Below are 14,913 nucleotides of genomic sequence, written 5' to 3'. Positions count from 1 at the left end.
GCCCCCTTACCGGCGGTCCCGGACGGCGTCGATCGCGCGGCCGGGAACCGACACGAGGTTGAGTCCGACGCCGACGAGGACGAACAGCGTGTACAGCCCGAGCGTCGAGAGGAACAACACGAGCATCGCGGTGATCGCGACCCACCCTTCGAGGAAGTAGAACGCGCCCAGCGTCATCACGGTGCCGTACAGCAACACGAGGTACGGTCCCCACCCGCGGGCGTGGCCGCGGCGCATCCGTCGGCGGACGTATCGCTTCAGATCGGCCTCCAGCGTCGGCTTCTCTACGGTTCGGTCGTCGATCGCGTCGAGGTCCGCGCGGAGCTCGGCGACGCGCTCGTCCAACTCCCCGATGTCCGGCGCCGGACGGCCGTCGTCCTCCTCGCCGTCGACGTCCGCCTCGGCGCTCGCGGTCTCGCCGCTCATTCGTCACTCCGCACGCGTGTCTGTCCCTTTATCCTGCCGGTCTCTTCCGTCGCGGCGGTCGGGTCGTCCCCGTCACCGCCCCAACTCTCCCGGCCGCTGTCACTGGATACGACGTTGACGACGGCCCCGACGAGCACCAGCGTCGCGCCGAAGTAGAGGAACGTCACGAACAGCAGCACGGCGCCGAGCACGCCGTATACGGTTCCCTCGCCGCCACTGCTCCCCCCGGCGAACTCGACGTATGCCTGAAACGCCACCCTGAGCACGGTCCAGCCGACGCCCGCGAAGACGGCGCCGGGGAGCACGTCGCGGAGGGTCACGTCCGTGTCGGGGAACACGTAGTACATCGGGAGAAACGCGGCCGAGAGGAGTGCCGGCAGTGCGAGAGCGTTCGCGACGACGGCCACGGCGACCACGTCGACGACGGCGACGACCGCCCCGAGCAGGATCATCGCACCGAGGCTCCCGCCGACGCTCGCGGCGACCACCAGCGAGTCGCGAAGTTGGTCCGCGAGCCCGACGGCGCCCTCGATCCCGTACACCTGCGAGAAGGCGATGTCGAGGCCGCGAAACACCTTCAACGCCCCCCACAGCGTCAGCGGGAGGCTGATGAGCGTCGCCGACCCTTGTCCGGGGCCGTCGATGAGCGCGGTGACGAGCAGTTCCTGCCCGCTGGCGGTGAGGACGTTCGCGCTCGCGTCGACGACCGCGGCCGCGAGCTGCTGTCCTCCGACGGTCACCGCGATTACCAACGCCAGGACCGCCGCCGGCAACAGCGAGACGAACGCGTAGTACGCCACGCCCGCCGCCAGGAAGGTGACGTTCTCCTCGCTCGTCCGGGCGACGATCTCGCGGGCGAACGACACTGCCCGCCGGAACACTCCCGTCGCTCCCGCCGGTTCGGATTCGGCCTGCACGTCACGGTGTTCACGCGACCGCGAGAAAAGCGCACGGTTCGTGTTGACACGGTGTGAACTGCGTGGGCGAGGTGAGACGATCGGCGGACAGTCGATGCGTTCCCGTTCCACTCGATGGGTCGCACACGACACGCCGGCCGGATCAGACGTGTCCGGCCAGCACCGCGTTCGTCGCCGCTCCGACGAGCACGAGCAGGTTCGCCGCGTAGAACCACGCGACGAGCACGACGAGCCCCCCGAGGACGCCGTAGATCCCGACACCACTGCCGAGGGCGGCGTACGCGCCGAGCACGGCGCCGGTGACCGTCCACCCGACCGCGGCGACGAGCGTCCCCGGGACCACCTCCGTGCGCGACACCGGCGTCGCCGGGAGCGAGTAGAACAGCGGGAACAGCGCCACGGTCGACAGCAGCAACACCGCGACGGGGACGCTCCCGCGCACGAGCGACTCGTTGGTGTACAGCGACAGGGCTCCCGCCGCGAGCAGCACCGCGAGGACGCCCAGCCCGCCGACGCCGAGCGCGAACGCCGTGTCGTGGACGCGCGACCGCATGCCCCGCTTCTCGACCCGGTAAACGGCGGCGAACGCGCGATCGAACCCCCGAAACAGCTGCACGACCGAGAAGGCCGCCAACGTCCCGGCGATGACGACGATCCCGCGTCGCTCCGACACGTCGGCCAGCGAGGCCCGGAGGAACGCTCGCCCCCGGGGCGTCAGCAGTTCCCCTCCCGCGGTGACGGCTCCGGCGGCGACGACCCCTTCCCCGGCCCGGGTCAGGAACGCGACGATCAGCACCGTGACCGGAAGGGTCGCGACGCCGCTGTAGTACGCGAGGCTCCCCGCCATGAACGTGGCGTCCGCGGCGCGGAGAGCACGGACGACGGCGCCCGCGACCGCTATCGGACCGGCGGCGTCGGATCGAGACCCCCTGTCGCTGGACGACTCGGGGGCACGAGCGTCGTTCGACACACCGACCGCGTTGTCGGTCGAGGGCTAAGAGGGCGGCGACCGCGACCGGAGCGATCGCCCGACCAGCTCACGCGAGATCGGCGGTCGCCTCGCGCATCTCGGCGACCGTGGCGGCGCTTTTGAACGCCGTCCCGGAGTAGTGGGCATGAGAGGCGTCGAAGCCGGCCTCCCGAAGGGCGTCGACGAACTCGTCCATGCCGACGGCCGGACGGCCCCACTGCTTGCACAGGCGGTGCTGGTCGTAGTGCGTCGGCGTCTCCAACTCCCCGGCGACCGTCGGGAGCAGCTTCCGCGCGCGTTTCGCCTCGCCCATGTCGTCCGTTACCTCGGCGGCGACCCGCTCGGTGAACCCGGCGTCGGCAACCGGTCCCAGCCAGATCGGTCCGGCGGTGAGGACCCGGTTCGACCCGCAGTACGGACACGACTCGGGTACCTCGGGGAGGCGACCGAACTCGTGGTCGCGTTCGAGGCAGTCCTCGCAGTGGTGGACGAACCCCAGCGAGTCGAGGGTCGCCGTCGCCTCGGTGGCGTTGGCCTCCAGTTCGAGGTACGTTCGCGCGTAGTGCCGGGAGACGTGCGAGCAGATCGGCACGGCGGCCTTGTCCCGGCTGGCGGCCCGGCGGACGAGCGCGCCGATCAGCACGCGAAGCCCCATCTCGGGGTGATACTCGGTGTTTCGGGGGAGCGTGTCGTAGCGGCGGACGCCAGACTCGAAGTGGGCGCCACACAACGGCGCGGTGTCGGTCGCGGTGACACACAGGAGGTTCCGCGTGCCGGCGACGGCGGCGTCGGCGAACGGCATCGGCGAGCCGTACGGGTCGACGTCGACAACGTCGTAGACCCCCTCGTGCAGCAGCGCGTTCGCGTCGCGCTGAACCGCCTCGCCGCCGTACTGCGCGAGGTTTCGCCCCGCGAGCGCGACGGCGTCGTCGTCCACGTCGGCGGCGGTCGCGTCCCACCCCTCGGCGGCCGCGCGGGTGGCGCGGACGCCCGAGGCGGCCATCGCATCGAGGTACGTCTCCGCGCGCGACTCGCGGTCCGCGTAGGCTCGCAACACGGCGACGGTGATGTCGCGGTTCAGCTCCATCTCCGGGTTGTAGAACACCTCGTCGGCGCGCCCCTCGCTCGCGCCGTCGCGCGCGCCCTCGATCTCGACGGTGACGCCGCCCTCCGTGACCTCCATCGTTGCCGGACGTGCGCCGTCCGCGGGGTTAACTGGCGTGGAATCGGCGCGCCCCCGAGCGGCCGGCGACTCCGCCCGCCTCCTGACGGGACCGAAGCGTTTTGCCGCGGCCACGCGAACCGACGCGACGTGACAAGAGGCGACGGCGACGCCGATCCGGACGCGACATCCGAGGCCGCCGCCACCGACGATGGATCCGCCGCGAACGGCGGGGACTCCGCCGCCACCGATGCGGAACCCGTCGCCGACGAGGAACCGACCGCGGCGGACGCGGTCGACCTCGATCCGGGCGCGCTCGCTGACCTCGCGGCCGACGACTGGCGCGCGGCGCTGGCGGCCGCCGGCGAGCTTCGGCCCCCCGTCGTCGCCGAGATCATCACCCTCCACGGCGACCGCGGTCGCCGGGCGATCGAGGCCGTCGCGGAGGGTCGGGTGAAACGGTACCGGGATTTCACCGTCGTCGTCGGCTATCGGGACGAGCACATCGTCGAGGACGGCGGCTGTGACTGCCGGGACGCCACCTACAACCTCGACAGCTCCGACCCGAGCGAGCGCTGCTGGCACGCGCTCGCCGTCGACATCGCCGAGCGCGTCGACCGCGTCGACCGCCACGACATGTGGTACTCCGAGGTCGCCGAGTTCCTCTGATCGAACCGGGGCACAGGGTGCCCGCCCAACGGTTATACCCGACTACGCGGCCAGTGTCCCCGATGCGCTGCCCGCCGAACCGTTGGTCACTCGAACGACGCCGTTTCGACCGTGAGCCCGTAGTACACCGCCGGAGCAAGCGCCAGCGTCACCGCCGAAAGGACCGCCGCGGAGGACACCGACCCGGCGAACAGCGCGGCGAACAGGACGGCGACGCCGAGGACGACGCCGGCGGCGACGGCGCCGAGCCGGGCGGTCGGCGTCGCGGCGAACCCGGCGGCTCGGGCGGCGATCGCGCCCGTGATCCACAGCACCAGCGCCGCCGCCGCACCGAACGGCGTCTCGACGGAGAATCCGACCAGCAGCAGCGCTGCACCGCCGACGGCGCCGGCGAGCATGAGCACTCGGCCGTCAGGGAGCGTACGGACCGGGGTGTACGTGACGGCGTACGTCCACGCGGGCGCGGCGACGAGCAGCCCGAGGAAGGTGCCGCGCAGCGTCGCGTCGGTGACCCCGGCGGTCGCTGCCGCGTCGACGACGAGCACGGCACCGGCCACCGTGCCGGCGACCGCCACGGCCCGCGGCGGCAGCACGCTCGTCGGATCGTCGTCGTGATAGATCGCGTACACCGCGAACGGGTACAGGAGACCGACGCCGGTGAGCAGCGACCGGGACAGGTCGCCCGTCGCCCACAGTGCGAACGCGCCGACGGGTGCGGCGAGGAGCAGCCCGGTCACAAGCGCGAGCTCAGGAGCGCGGCGGTTCACGGTCGCGGTACGGGCGGGGCGAGCAAAAGCCCCTCGTCGCCCTTCTTCGGCCGGATCGCGGTCCTCTCGTCGGCCGCCGCGCACGGCGACTCGTTCAGACGGAAGCGTTTAGACGATGCCGGAGGTACATCTCCGCATGGCGGACTGTCCACTTGCGGATGACTGCCCCCGGTTCTCCGAGCGGATCCAGGGCATGGGCTGTCAGCACTACGGCGACCGCGGCGGCGCCGAGTGGTGCAACGATTACGACATGCCGATCTCGGATCTGAAACAGCAGCCGGTCAAACCCGGCGAGGAGGTCGTCGTCGAGGTCGACGACATCCACGAGAGCGGCGCGGGCGTCGGGCGCACCGACGACGGCTACATCGTCATGGTCGACGGCCTGCTCCCGCCCGCACGGGCGGTCGTCCGCATCGATCGAGTGAAGCACAACCACGCGAAGGCGAAACGCGTCATCGAGCGGCTTCCCGACGTGCCCGAGGAGGGTGAGGAGGGAGACGAGGGTGAACACGAGAACGCGGAGATCGACGAGGAGACCGAAGCGAAGCGAGGCGAACGGCTCGGATCGCGCGACAACTTCTGGGGATCGTAGCGCCGACTCGCCCCGGACGGTCGCGGCTGGACAGTCCGTACTATCCTTTTTGTGTGCCGGGGTTCGATCGATACCCATGACTACCGAGGGGAGCGTCGACGCGGTCGACGTCGCCGAACTGCTCGACCGCGCCGGCTTCGACGCCGAGCACAGCGTCCTCACCCGCCGGCAGGCGGAGGTCCTCGCGCTGCGCGAGCGCGACGTCAGGCAGGCCGACATCGCCGATCTGCTGGGAACGTCGCGAGCGAACGTGTCGAGCGTCGAGTCGTCGGCCCGCGACAACGTCGAGAAGGCGCGCGAGACGGTCGCGTTCGCGGAGGCGTTGTCGGCGCCCGTCCGGATCGAGATCGCCGCGGGAACCGACCTCTACGACGTGCCCGACCGGGTGTACGACGCCTGCGACGAGGCGGAGGTGAAGGTCAACCACACCGCGCCGGACCTGATGAAACTCGTGAGCGACGACGCGGGCGACGCGGTCCAGGGTCGGGAGGTCGTCGACCCGATCCTCGTCGGTATCACCGGCGGTGGAACCGTCCGGGTCCGACGCTCGGAGCAGCCGCGCACCGAGTAACCGCACGCCCTGCCGACTCTGGCGGCTTTTTGATGCAACGGTCGAAATCGCGGGTATGGACCTCAGACTCGACGGGAACACGGCGCTGGTGACGGCTAGTTCGAGCGGCCTCGGCTTCGCCTCTGCGGCGTCGCTGGCGGCCGAAAGCGCGAACGTGGTGATCTGCGGTCGAACGCCCGAGCGCCTCGAGGAGGCCGAGGCGGCGCTGGCGGAGGAACCGGGCGAGGTGCTCGCGGTCGAGGCCGATATCACCGACGGCGACGACGTGGCCGCGCTCGTGGCGGCGACCGTCGACGAGTTCGGCGGCCTCGACCACGTCGTCACGAGCGCGGGCGGCGTCCCGCCGGGCACCTTCGACGAGATGACCGACGAGCAGTGGCGCGGCGCCTTCGACACGCTCGTCATGAGCGCCGTCTGGACGCTCCGGGAGGCGCGCCCGTACCTCACGGACAGCGACGCGGGAACGGTCACCTGCATCACCTCGACGTCGGTTCGGGAGGCCATCGACGGCCTCGTCCTCTCGAACGCCGTCCGCCGGACGGTGATCGGTCTCGTCAAGACCGTCTCGCGGGAGTGGGCGCCCGACGTGCGCGCGAACGCGGTGCTCCCGGGCGCACACGAGACGGCCCGCATCGAGGAGCTCGTCGAGGACGCGCTCGACCGCGGCGAGTACGACAGCTACGAGGCGGGCGTCGCCGACTGGGCCAGCGACATCCCGCTGGACCGCATCGGCGACCCGCGCGAGCTGGGCGACGTGGTCGCGTTCCTCTCCTCGGAGCGCGCGTCGTTCGTCAACGGCGCGGCCCTGCCCGTCGACGGCGGGCGCCTTCGGTCCTGAGACCTCGGCAAACCCCGCTTCCGCGCTCAGAACTGCCCGCTCTCCTTCAGCCGGTCGACCGCGTCGCGGACACGCTGTGCCTGTTCCTTCGGGACGACGAGCACTCGGTCGTCGTAGGCGACGACGCACAGCCCCTCCACGCCGACCAGCGAGACGTGCTTCCCGTCCGCGGCGACGACGTTGTCCGCGGCGTCGACGGCCAGCGTCTCGGCGCCGCCGGCGACGACGTTGCCGTCGGCGTCCGCGTCGAGCACGCGGTCGAGCGCGTCCCACGCCCCGAGGTCGTCCCACGCGAACGCCGCGGGCACGACCGCCGCGCGCTCGGCGTGCTCCATCACCGCGTAGTCGATACTGACCGGGTCGACGGCCGCGAAGCCGGCTTCCGGATCCGGATCGTCGCCGTCGAGCGCGTCCGCAAGCGGGCCAAGCGGCGTGTCGCGCGCCTCCCGGAACAGCGCCGCGGGCGTCCACGCGAAGATCCCGGCGTTCCAGTAGTAGCCGGCGTCGACGTACCTCGCGACGCTGTCGGCGTCCGGCTTCTCGTGGAAGGCGGCGAGCTCGCGGTAGTCGACCGCGGAGCCGTCGCCGGTTCGCTCGTCGCCGGTTCGCTCGTCGCCGGGTTCGATGTAGCCGTATCCGGTGGCGGGCCGGGTCGGCTCGACGCCGAAGGCGACCAGTCGGTCGGTGTCGGCGGCGACGTGCGCCCCCCGCGCCATCGTCGTCTCGAAGGCGTCGCCGTCGGGGACGTGGTGGTCCGCGGGGAGGACGACAACGACCGGGTCGCCGTCGACGGCCTCGCGTGCGCGGTGGGTCGCGTACAGTATCGCGGGGCCGGTGTCCTTGCCCGCCGGCTCGACCACGACCTCGGCGTCCGGGGCGTGTTCGGGGACTTCGTCGGCGAACTCGGGCCGGGTGGCGACCAGCGTCGCGTCCGCGAAGCCCGTGCGGGCGGCGGTTCTGGCGAGGAGGCTCCGGTCGTCGTCGGGGTCGCCCAGCGCGAGGAACTGCTTCGGGCGGTCGCTCCTGGAGGCGGGGTACAGCCGCGAGCCGGTGCCGCCGGCGAGGATCACGGCGACGACGGGTCGATCCATGTCGACCCCCTCGCCCGCGGCGGGGAAAACGTTACCAGGTCTGTACACGCCCCTCCCGCACGTCCTCGGCGCACCCCTCACAGTCCGGGTGCCCCGACTCGAAACACGCCGGCTCCCCGTCGGCGTTCACGGCGACGCGGCGCTTCTCGGCGTGGCGGCGACAGACGATACGGGCGCGGTCCTCCCCGTCCGTCGGGAGGTCGAAGTCGCCGGCGTGGTTCTCGCCCCACTCGCGGCCCTCGCGGTAGGCGCGCTTGCTGCGCGCGTACTCGCGGCCGGCCTTGCGAGCCTGCTGTTCGAGCACACGCCGGAGCCTGTCGCCCAGTCCCATGTCCACGTGTGGGCGCGCCCCGACTATCAGTCCGTTGCCCGCGCGCGAACGGTCGCGGCGACGGCTCCCACGCCGTCCCGTGTCTCCACTTTCACCCCGGTCACGGAATACTAAATAGGATCCCGAACCAACCGTCGTACGCCTCCCACCGAAACAACAACCGGAGGCGAGAGAACCATGGCAGACCTGCAAACCCACGCGGAAGAGATACACGAGCAGTTTTCAGACCACTTGGACCTCACCACCGAGGAGATCGAGGAGCGCCTCGCCTCGCTGGTGAACGAGTACAGCGTCCCCGTCGACGAGGCGCGCCGGAGCGTCGTCAACTCCTACCTCGACGAGGCGGGGCTGGAGCGTGACGAGATCGGCTCCGGCGGCGCAGAACAGGCGCTCGTCGGCGACATCGACGAGGACGAGCAGTGGGTCGACCTTCGCGTGACGGTGGCCGACCTGTGGGACCCCAACCACGACTCCATCGCGCAGGTGGGTCTGCTCGGCGACGAGTCGGGCACGATCAAGTTCGTCTCCTTCTCCACGAGCGAACTGGAGGAACTCGAGGAGGGCAAAAGCTACGCGCTCTCGAACGTCGTCACCGACGAGTATCAGGGCAACTACTCGGTGAAGCTCAACCGGACGACCACGATCACCGAACTCGACGAGGAGATCGAGGTCGGCGACGACAGCGACGAGGTCGAGGGTGCGCTGGTGGACATCCAGTCGGGCTCGGGCCTCATCAAGCGCTGTCCCGAGGACGACTGCACGCGCGTGCTCCAGAACGGCCGCTGCAGCGAGCACGGCCAGGCCGACGGCGAGTTCGACCTCCGCATCAAGGCGGTGCTGGACGACGGCGACGCCGTCCAGGAGGTCATCTTCAACGAGGAGGCGACCGCCGAGTTGACCGGTATCGATCTGGAGGAGGCCAAGGAGATGGCCCAGGACGCGCTCGACACGACCGTCGTGGGCGAGGAGATGGCCGACCGGATCGTCGGCCGGTACTACCGCGTGCGCGGCCCGACGCTGGGCCGGTACGTGCTCGCCGACGAGTTCGAGGAACTGTCCGGCGCCGCCGACGGCGACGAGGCCGTCGACGCCGAATCGCTGCTGATCCGCGCGAGGTCCCTGTAATGAGCCAGTCCGTTCCATCCCGAGAGGTCGCACGCCGCGTGTTCGCGGCCGAGTACAACGACGCCAGCTACACGTTCAAGGAGTCCGACGACGAGCGGGCCCCCCTGTACCTGCTGCTCCCGACGGGCGAGCGTGCCAACCGCGTGTTCGTCGTCGGCACCCTCACCGAGAAGGAGGACGTCGGCGAGGACAGCGAGTACTGGCGCGGGCGCATCGTCGACCCGACGGGGACGTTCTTCACCTACGCCGGGCAGTACCAGCCCGAGGCCGCCAGCGCCCTCCGGGAACTGGAGCCGCCCGCGTACGTCGCCGTCGTCGGCAAGCCACGGACCTACGAGACGGACGACGGCAACGTGAACGTCTCCGTGCGCCCCGAGTCGATCACGACCGTCGACGCCGCGACCCGCGATCGCTGGGTCGCCGAGACGGCCGCGCGGACGCTCGACCGCATCGAGGCGTTCGACGACGAGGGCAACGAGTACGCGCGGATGGCCCGCGAGCAGTACGACCTGCCCGTCGAGGAGTACCGCGACGCCGCCGTCGCGGCGCTGCAGTCGCTCGACGACGCCGACGAACTCGAGGGCGAGGCGCCCGCGTAACTCGGTAGCCGGCGTTCCGTTTTTTCGCGCTCGATACCGAGACCCCCGTGCGAGTGTCTGACGAACGGTTAAGTGGCGACGCGAACGAGCATCCGGCAATGGGGAGCAAGAACAAGACGGTCTCGTTCCGTGTCAACGAGGATGCCTTCGAGGCGCTGCGCGAGATCGCCGACGAGCGCGACCTCTCGCTGTCGGCGGTGTTTCGCGACTACGTGGACACTCTCGTCGCCCACGACGGACAGGTGGAGGTCGTCCCCGAGAACCGAGTGGAGGAGACGGACGCCGACGGCGAGTCGTTCCCGCCGACCGTCGAGGTGCCCAAGAGCTTCGTGCGCGAGCACGAGCGCCTGGAGCTGGAGGCCGAGCACCTCCGCGAGCAGCTGGACGAGTACAAGGCGTTCGTCACGTACCTGCAGGACCGGCTCGAGGAGGCCGACGACGGCGAGGAGGTCGTGTTCCTCGAGGAACTCGACGGCGACCGCGACGACGACGAGCCGTACCAGCTCGGGTAGATCACAGATCCCCATCGGTCGGGCGTCCCGTTCCCACGGTCGGTTTCCCGCCGAGCATCCGCTTTTGAACGATCGATCCCGTCAACAGACCCTACTTGCGTACCGGAGCCGACACGGTGACCGCGCCGTCGCCGCCGACACGCACGCGGTAGCCGTTGAATCGGAACGCGACCGTCAGACCCGGCGAACTCCGCTCGACAACCCGATCGAGTGCCTCCGGGTCGACGACATCGTACAGGCGCGCATGGAGATCCGCGGGTTCCGTTCCTTCCGCCGCGGCGACCCGGTCGATGATGCGGCTGCTCGGCGCCCGAGCGGTCCCCACCGGCACGTCGTCGCGCTCGTCCTCGCTGGCATCGCTGTCGGACATAGTACCGAGGACGGACCGCCAACGAGTAAACATGGAAGTGTTATAAATCTGAATTGAGGTGAATTAAGCCGGTGCAGTCCCCCGATCCGGCTGGTAGGCAGTTACTATCCCGGAACTCAGGTTACCGCGCCAGTTCGTTCCGTGCCTGCCGCGCCCGGTCTCTTGCTTCCCCGTCACCCTCGACGGCCGCGAGCGACTCCGTCGCCTCCAGGGTGCGCACTGCCGAGTCGAGAAACGAGAGCACGTCGCCGGGGTAGGCGTACAGCATGTAATCGTCGCCCATCACGTCGACGATGGCGTCGGGGCCGAGTCCCTGCGCGCGCAACTCCAGCAGGTACCGAACGAACTTCCGCTCGGGGTGGCCACAGTACGGCGCGTCGTCGCAGGCGCAGTCGAGGAAGTCCTCGGCGAACTCCAGCACCCGGTCGCGGGTGGTCTCATCGAGTTCGGCGAGCCCGTCGCCCGAGAACACCAGATCCAGCGTCGCCCCCGAGAACGCGCCTTTCGGAACGTTCGCGTCGAGCTGTGAGGCGATCTGCCGGTGGTTCTTCAGGTAGATCTTGTCCGTGATGGCCACGACGATCTCCTATACTCGATCGGACGAGAAAAGCGCGACGGTCAGTCTTCCTGACGGCCGCCGGAAACGTACGGCTCTGGGGACTCTTGGGTCTCCGATCCGTCCTGCCGTTCGTCGGGCGCCGCCGGAAACGTGATCACGAACGCCGTTCCTTCCGGCTCCCGGTCTTCGACGCGTACATCGCCGCCGAGCCCGTCGACGACGGTGTTCACGATGTGGAGCCCCTTCGCAGTTCCCGCCGCGTGGTCGAACAGCCCGGACCGCGTCTCCGGGTCGATCCCAGGTCCGTCGTCCAGCACGCGGATCCGGACGCGATCGTCGTTCCGAGCGGCGTCGATCCGGACGGTCGCGTCGCCGTTGTGGTGTTCGATCGCGTTCTCGATCAGGTTATCGAGGACGAGCCGGAACGCCTCGTTCACGGGCACGGCGAGCCCTTCCGGCACCTCGTTCGTGACCGTCGCGGACGGGTACGCGGCCCGGGCCGACGCGACCGCCTCGTCGACGAGCGGCGCGAGCGGGATCGCGTCGGGATCGGCCTCCCCGGAGACGGTCTCGGCGACCGCTCGGGCCAGCTTGGTCCGCTCGACGACTCGCTGTGCACGGTCGCGGACGACCGTCGCCGCGGTCCGGTCGCCGGTCGCCACCTCCCCGCCGTCGAGGTCCTCGGCGTAGCCGGCGATGACCGCGGCGTCGTTGCGGACGTCGTGTCTGAGCATCCCGTTGACGAACGCCAGCGAATCGCGCTTTCGGGCGGCCGACCGGGCGTAGGAGCGGCTGCGCGCTCGGTACTCCCCGGCGAGAGCGCCAGTGAGGAATCCAGCGCCGACGGCGGTGAACAAGACGAACTCCGGCTCCGGGACCGTCCGCCCCTCGGCCGCCCGGATCCCGATCGTGAGCGCCACCGCCGCGACGAAGGCGAGTCCGGTTCCGGCGCCGAACGCGGCGACGGTCCGGTTGTGTTCGGGGCCCCGATCCGACCGCGCCATCGCGATACCCGCGGCGGCGACGCCGACCGCGAGGCCTCCGTCGAGCAGGAACGCGGCCGTCGGGGCGATCACTTGACCAACGGTTGACGGCTCGTGGACGATGTGATGATACGCGGTCGCGACAATCAGAGCCGCGCCGAGGAACGTCACGCCCGCCGAGGACACGTCCCATCGATACGCGGAAGCGACCATCGTGCGGAGTCTTCCCCGGCGGGTAATAAAGCCGGATGGAACCAGCGGGAGTCGATAGTTCGGCCGTTCTGTGCGCGTCGAGTGATCCACCCCCCACCGTCGTCCCGCTGTCGTCCTGCCGTCGCCGATCCTCTTCGGACTGCCCGGTCGAGTCGTAACGTATTTGAATCGCACCGGGCTACCTACGGGTGCGTGTCCGGGTTGGGGTAGTGGACTATCCTTCAGCCTTGTGGAGGCTGAGACGCGGGTTCAATTCTCGCACCTGGACTTCTCGCCGCGAACGAACGCGCGCAGCCGACGGTCCGCCGCGAAGAGAACTGAAGCAGGAGTGACGCGAACGAAGTGAGCGGAACGACCGTGGTTCGGTTCTCGCACCCGGGGGCCGATCCTGTCTCGCCGCCGACACTGTAGCGACGGCCGCGGTCAGACGCTCCGACCGCCGATGTCCGGGAGGACGCCCGTCTCGGCGCCGATACCGAGCGACTCCCGGCCACCCTGTTGAATGACGTTGAACGCGGTCATGAGGTCGGTCCGCGAGATGAGTCCCACGAGTTCGCCGTCGGCGTCGACGACGACGAGGCGGCCGACGCCGCGCCGCTGCATCGTCTCCAGCGCCGTCACCGCGTCCGCGTCGGACGTGACGCTGGGGATGTCCGTCTCCATCACGTCTTGCACCGTGTAGGCGTCGCGCTCGACCTCGCGGACGCCCTGTGCGTCCGCCAGCGTCACCATCCCCACGAGGGAGCCGCTCTTCACGACGGGGTAGCCCGTGTGGCGCTCGCGAAACATCCGCTCCATCAGGGTCGCGACGCTGTCGTTCGGGTGGACGACGTTCAGTTCCTCGCGCGGCGTCATGATGTCGTCGACGATGACCCCTTCGAAGGCGGCGCGCATCGTCGTCTGTTGGGCCTCGCTGGAGGCGGCGATGTAGATGAAGAACGCGAGCCCGACGGTGAGCCAGTTGCCGCCGAACAGGCCGAACAGGCCGAGCAGGAACGCGAACACCTTCCCGACCTCGGCGGCGATCTGGGTCGCTCGGGCGTGGGGGCGGTTCCGCGCAAGCAGCGCCCGGAGCACCCGTCCCCCGTCCATCGGGAAGCCGGGCAGCATGTTGAACGCCGCGAGCACGAGATTCATCAGCGCGAGATAGCCGACGACGAACGCGACCGTCGGCGGGAGGCTGACGCTCACGAGAACGACGTAGGTGACGACCCCGAGCGCGACCGAAACCACCGGGCCCATGATCGCGACGGCGAACTCCTGTTTCCAGTCTTCAGGCATCTCCTCGAAGGAGGCCACGCCGCCGAACAGCCACAGCGTGATCGACTCGATCTCGTAGCCGTAGTGCATCGCGGTCAGCGAGTGCCCGAACTCGTGAAGCAGGACGGAGACGAACAGCCCCAGCGCCGCGGCGGTACCGAGCACCCACGGGAGGGTCCCACCGGTGAGCGCGTCCGCAGCGATCGCGACGCCGAACGTGTCGCCGACGATCCCGGCGAACTCCCCGACCTGGCTCCCGATGAGATACGCGAACAGCGGGAGGATCAGGAGAAACGTCCAGTTCAGCTGGATCGGGATACCGGCGACCCGCCCGACACGGATTCCTCGCATACCTCTGAGTAGTTTCCCACGGCGTATAAACCCGGCCGCCGAGATTTATCCCCCGTCGCGCGAAACCGGCGGCCATGAGCGAACCCGATGCGACGACGACGGACGAACCGACGACGGACGGATCGACAACCGAGGCCGTGGTGAAGCGCGGCGACGAGCTCGCGACGAGTGAGGTCGACGCGGGCGAGGGGATGTCGAAGGGTGTGCTCATCGACGAGTCCGACGACGCGCCGCACTTCGCGATGCGGCGGTTCGAGCTCGCGCCCGACGCGCACGTCCCGAACCACACCAACGAGGTCGAACACGAGCAGTACGTCCTCGCGGGCGAGTACACCGTGGGGCTCGACGGCGAGGAGTACACGGTGGCGGAGGGCGACGCGCTGCTCATCCCCGCGGGTGTCCGGCACTGGTACCGCAACGACGGCGACGAACCGGCCGCGTTCATCTGTGTGGTCCCCCACGGCGACGACACGATCCGCGTCATCGACGAGGAGTAGGCCGCTTTCGCGGTCGTCCGGCTTCTCGACGGGACGACGACGGCTCGACAACTCCCCCGACAGTGATCACGGTACCAACTCACACACGGAAGCCGAATCCCTGAAATACC

The 14,913-nt window shown here is 69.9% G+C and carries 19 protein-coding genes and 1 tRNA gene; 9 read left to right on the top strand and 11 right to left on the bottom strand.

The annotated features are described in order from the left end of the window. Positions 1-6: 6 nt before the first annotated feature. The 4 genes from K6T25_RS15520 to K6T25_RS06020 form a co-directional block, all read right to left on the bottom strand. Positions 7-426, bottom strand: a complete 420-nt coding sequence (locus tag K6T25_RS15520) for a hypothetical protein (protein WP_225917824.1) — start codon at positions 424-426, stop codon at positions 7-9. After that, positions 423-1,343 carry a YihY/virulence factor BrkB family protein gene (locus tag K6T25_RS06030; RefSeq protein ID WP_225917823.1) on the bottom strand — a complete coding sequence of 307 codons (921 nt, stop codon included), beginning with the start codon at positions 1,341-1,343 and terminating at the stop codon, positions 423-425. Before K6T25_RS06030 ends, K6T25_RS15520 begins: the two co-directional genes overlap by 4 nt. 142 nt (positions 1,344-1,485) lie before the next feature. After that, positions 1,486-2,313: a YhjD/YihY/BrkB family envelope integrity protein gene (locus tag K6T25_RS06025; RefSeq protein ID WP_222917289.1), complete on the bottom strand. Its 828-nt coding sequence runs from the start codon at positions 2,311-2,313 to the stop codon at positions 1,486-1,488. 67 nt (positions 2,314-2,380) lie between these two features. Then, on the bottom strand, positions 2,381-3,496 hold the full coding sequence (locus tag K6T25_RS06020; RefSeq protein WP_222917288.1) for a tRNA (guanine(26)-N(2))-dimethyltransferase: 1,116 nt from the start codon (positions 3,494-3,496) through the stop codon (positions 2,381-2,383). A 330-nt stretch (positions 3,497-3,826) separates the two neighbouring features. Here K6T25_RS06020 and K6T25_RS06015 point away from each other — a divergent pair, with 330 nt between their 5' ends. Then, on the top strand, positions 3,827-4,144 hold the full coding sequence (locus K6T25_RS06015; RefSeq protein ID WP_222917888.1) for a hypothetical protein: 318 nt from the start codon (positions 3,827-3,829) through the stop codon (positions 4,142-4,144). An 86-nt stretch (positions 4,145-4,230) separates the two neighbouring features. Here K6T25_RS06015 and K6T25_RS06010 read toward each other — a convergent pair whose 3' ends face one another. After that, positions 4,231-4,911 (bottom strand): hypothetical protein, encoded by a 681-nt coding sequence (locus K6T25_RS06010; RefSeq protein WP_222917287.1) that lies wholly within the window; start codon positions 4,909-4,911, stop codon positions 4,231-4,233. Positions 4,912-5,047: 136 nt separating this feature from the next. Here K6T25_RS06010 and K6T25_RS06005 point away from each other — a divergent pair, with 136 nt between their 5' ends. The 3 genes from K6T25_RS06005 to K6T25_RS05995 all read left to right on the top strand — a co-directional run bounded on the left by K6T25_RS06005 (position 5,048) and on the right by K6T25_RS05995 (position 6,912). Further along, positions 5,048-5,503: a TRAM domain-containing protein gene (locus tag K6T25_RS06005; RefSeq protein ID WP_222917286.1), complete on the top strand. Its 456-nt coding sequence runs from the start codon at positions 5,048-5,050 to the stop codon at positions 5,501-5,503. Between the two features lie 76 nt (positions 5,504-5,579). Further along, positions 5,580-6,074: a Tfx family DNA-binding protein gene (locus tag K6T25_RS06000; protein WP_222917285.1), complete on the top strand. Its 495-nt coding sequence runs from the start codon at positions 5,580-5,582 to the stop codon at positions 6,072-6,074. A 55-nt stretch (positions 6,075-6,129) separates the two neighbouring features. Next, entirely contained in the window at positions 6,130-6,912 is a 783-nt protein-coding gene (locus tag K6T25_RS05995; protein ID WP_222917284.1) for an SDR family oxidoreductase, read from the top strand. A 26-nt stretch (positions 6,913-6,938) separates the two neighbouring features. On the opposite strand, the gene K6T25_RS05990 is transcribed toward K6T25_RS05995, so the two are convergent. Together K6T25_RS05990 and K6T25_RS05985 are read right to left on the bottom strand one after the other, a co-directional pair. Continuing rightward, entirely contained in the window at positions 6,939-8,003 is a 1,065-nt protein-coding gene (locus K6T25_RS05990; RefSeq protein WP_222917283.1) for a mannose-1-phosphate guanylyltransferase, read from the bottom strand. A 31-nt stretch (positions 8,004-8,034) separates the two neighbouring features. Further along, positions 8,035-8,328, bottom strand: a complete 294-nt coding sequence (locus tag K6T25_RS05985; protein WP_222917887.1) for a DUF7091 family protein — start codon at positions 8,326-8,328, stop codon at positions 8,035-8,037. A gap of 183 nt (positions 8,329-8,511) precedes the next feature. Here K6T25_RS05985 and K6T25_RS05980 point away from each other — a divergent pair, with 183 nt between their 5' ends. The 3 genes from K6T25_RS05980 to K6T25_RS05970 all read left to right on the top strand — a co-directional run bounded on the left by K6T25_RS05980 (position 8,512) and on the right by K6T25_RS05970 (position 10,570). Next, entirely contained in the window at positions 8,512-9,459 is a 948-nt protein-coding gene (locus tag K6T25_RS05980) for a replication factor A (protein WP_222917281.1), read from the top strand. Then, positions 9,459-10,058, top strand: coding sequence for an RPA family protein (locus K6T25_RS05975; protein ID WP_222917279.1), 600 nt, complete (start codon positions 9,459-9,461; stop codon positions 10,056-10,058). The genes K6T25_RS05980 and K6T25_RS05975 overlap by 1 nt, the downstream gene beginning before the upstream one ends. Positions 10,059-10,156: 98 nt before the next feature. Then, a complete protein-coding gene (locus K6T25_RS05970; protein WP_222917277.1) occupies positions 10,157-10,570 on the top strand; it encodes a DUF8146 domain-containing protein in 414 nt (137 codons plus the stop codon). A gap of 91 nt (positions 10,571-10,661) precedes the next feature. Here the strand turns inward: K6T25_RS05970 and K6T25_RS05965 are convergent, their stop codons facing one another. The 3 genes from K6T25_RS05965 to K6T25_RS05955 form a co-directional block, all read right to left on the bottom strand. Beyond that, the gene (locus K6T25_RS05965) at positions 10,662-10,940 is read right to left on the bottom strand and encodes a HalOD1 output domain-containing protein (RefSeq protein ID WP_222917275.1); all 279 of its coding nucleotides are present in this window, start codon (positions 10,938-10,940) and stop codon (positions 10,662-10,664) included. A 121-nt stretch (positions 10,941-11,061) separates the two neighbouring features. After that, positions 11,062-11,517 (bottom strand): DUF5814 domain-containing protein, encoded by a 456-nt coding sequence (locus tag K6T25_RS05960; protein ID WP_222917273.1) that lies wholly within the window; start codon positions 11,515-11,517, stop codon positions 11,062-11,064. Between the two features lie 41 nt (positions 11,518-11,558). Further along, entirely contained in the window at positions 11,559-12,695 is a 1,137-nt protein-coding gene (locus K6T25_RS05955; protein WP_222917271.1) for an ATP-binding protein, read from the bottom strand. Between the two features lie 195 nt (positions 12,696-12,890). On the opposite strand from K6T25_RS05955, the gene K6T25_RS05950 reads away from it, so the two are divergent. Continuing rightward, positions 12,891-12,963: transfer RNA gene (locus K6T25_RS05950), tRNA-His, on the top strand. A 155-nt stretch (positions 12,964-13,118) separates the two neighbouring features. Here the strand turns inward: K6T25_RS05950 and K6T25_RS05945 are convergent. Further along, on the bottom strand, positions 13,119-14,306 hold the full coding sequence (locus tag K6T25_RS05945) for a site-2 protease family protein (RefSeq protein ID WP_222917269.1): 1,188 nt from the start codon (positions 14,304-14,306) through the stop codon (positions 13,119-13,121). Positions 14,307-14,380: 74 nt separating this feature from the next. Between K6T25_RS05945 and K6T25_RS05940 the strand changes: the two genes are divergently transcribed. Continuing rightward, on the top strand, positions 14,381-14,803 hold the full coding sequence (locus tag K6T25_RS05940; RefSeq protein ID WP_222917267.1) for a cupin domain-containing protein: 423 nt from the start codon (positions 14,381-14,383) through the stop codon (positions 14,801-14,803). The last annotated feature ends 110 nt before the right edge of the window (positions 14,804-14,913 follow it).

The sequence above is a fragment of the Halobaculum rubrum genome (assembly GCF_019880225.1).
GTDB classification, from domain to species: Archaea; Halobacteriota; Halobacteria; order Halobacteriales; family Haloferacaceae; genus Halobaculum; species Halobaculum rubrum.
This window is presented reverse-complemented; position numbering and strand designations above follow the sequence as displayed.

Coding starts and splice junctions, on each gene's coding strand:
- K6T25_RS15520 (WP_225917824.1), bottom strand. CDS start 426: ATGAGCGGCGAGACCGCGAGCGCCGAGGCGGACGTCGACGGCGAGGAG.
- K6T25_RS06020 (WP_222917288.1), bottom strand. CDS start 3,496: ATGGAGGTCACGGAGGGCGGCGTCACCGTCGAGATCGAGGGCGCGCGC.
- K6T25_RS06005 (WP_222917286.1), top strand. CDS start 5,048: ATGGCGGACTGTCCACTTGCGGATGACTGCCCCCGGTTCTCCGAGCGG.
- K6T25_RS06000 (WP_222917285.1), top strand. CDS start 5,580: ATGACTACCGAGGGGAGCGTCGACGCGGTCGACGTCGCCGAACTGCTC.
- K6T25_RS05995 (WP_222917284.1), top strand. CDS start 6,130: ATGGACCTCAGACTCGACGGGAACACGGCGCTGGTGACGGCTAGTTCG.
- K6T25_RS05990 (WP_222917283.1), bottom strand. CDS start 8,003: ATGGATCGACCCGTCGTCGCCGTGATCCTCGCCGGCGGCACCGGCTCG.
- K6T25_RS05980 (WP_222917281.1), top strand. CDS start 8,512: ATGGCAGACCTGCAAACCCACGCGGAAGAGATACACGAGCAGTTTTCA.
- K6T25_RS05975 (WP_222917279.1), top strand. CDS start 9,459: ATGAGCCAGTCCGTTCCATCCCGAGAGGTCGCACGCCGCGTGTTCGCG.
- K6T25_RS05970 (WP_222917277.1), top strand. CDS start 10,157: ATGGGGAGCAAGAACAAGACGGTCTCGTTCCGTGTCAACGAGGATGCC.
- K6T25_RS05965 (WP_222917275.1), bottom strand. CDS start 10,940: ATGTCCGACAGCGATGCCAGCGAGGACGAGCGCGACGACGTGCCGGTG.
- K6T25_RS05955 (WP_222917271.1), bottom strand. CDS start 12,695: ATGGTCGCTTCCGCGTATCGATGGGACGTGTCCTCGGCGGGCGTGACG.
- K6T25_RS05945 (WP_222917269.1), bottom strand. CDS start 14,306: ATGCGAGGAATCCGTGTCGGGCGGGTCGCCGGTATCCCGATCCAGCTG.
- K6T25_RS05940 (WP_222917267.1), top strand. CDS start 14,381: ATGAGCGAACCCGATGCGACGACGACGGACGAACCGACGACGGACGGA.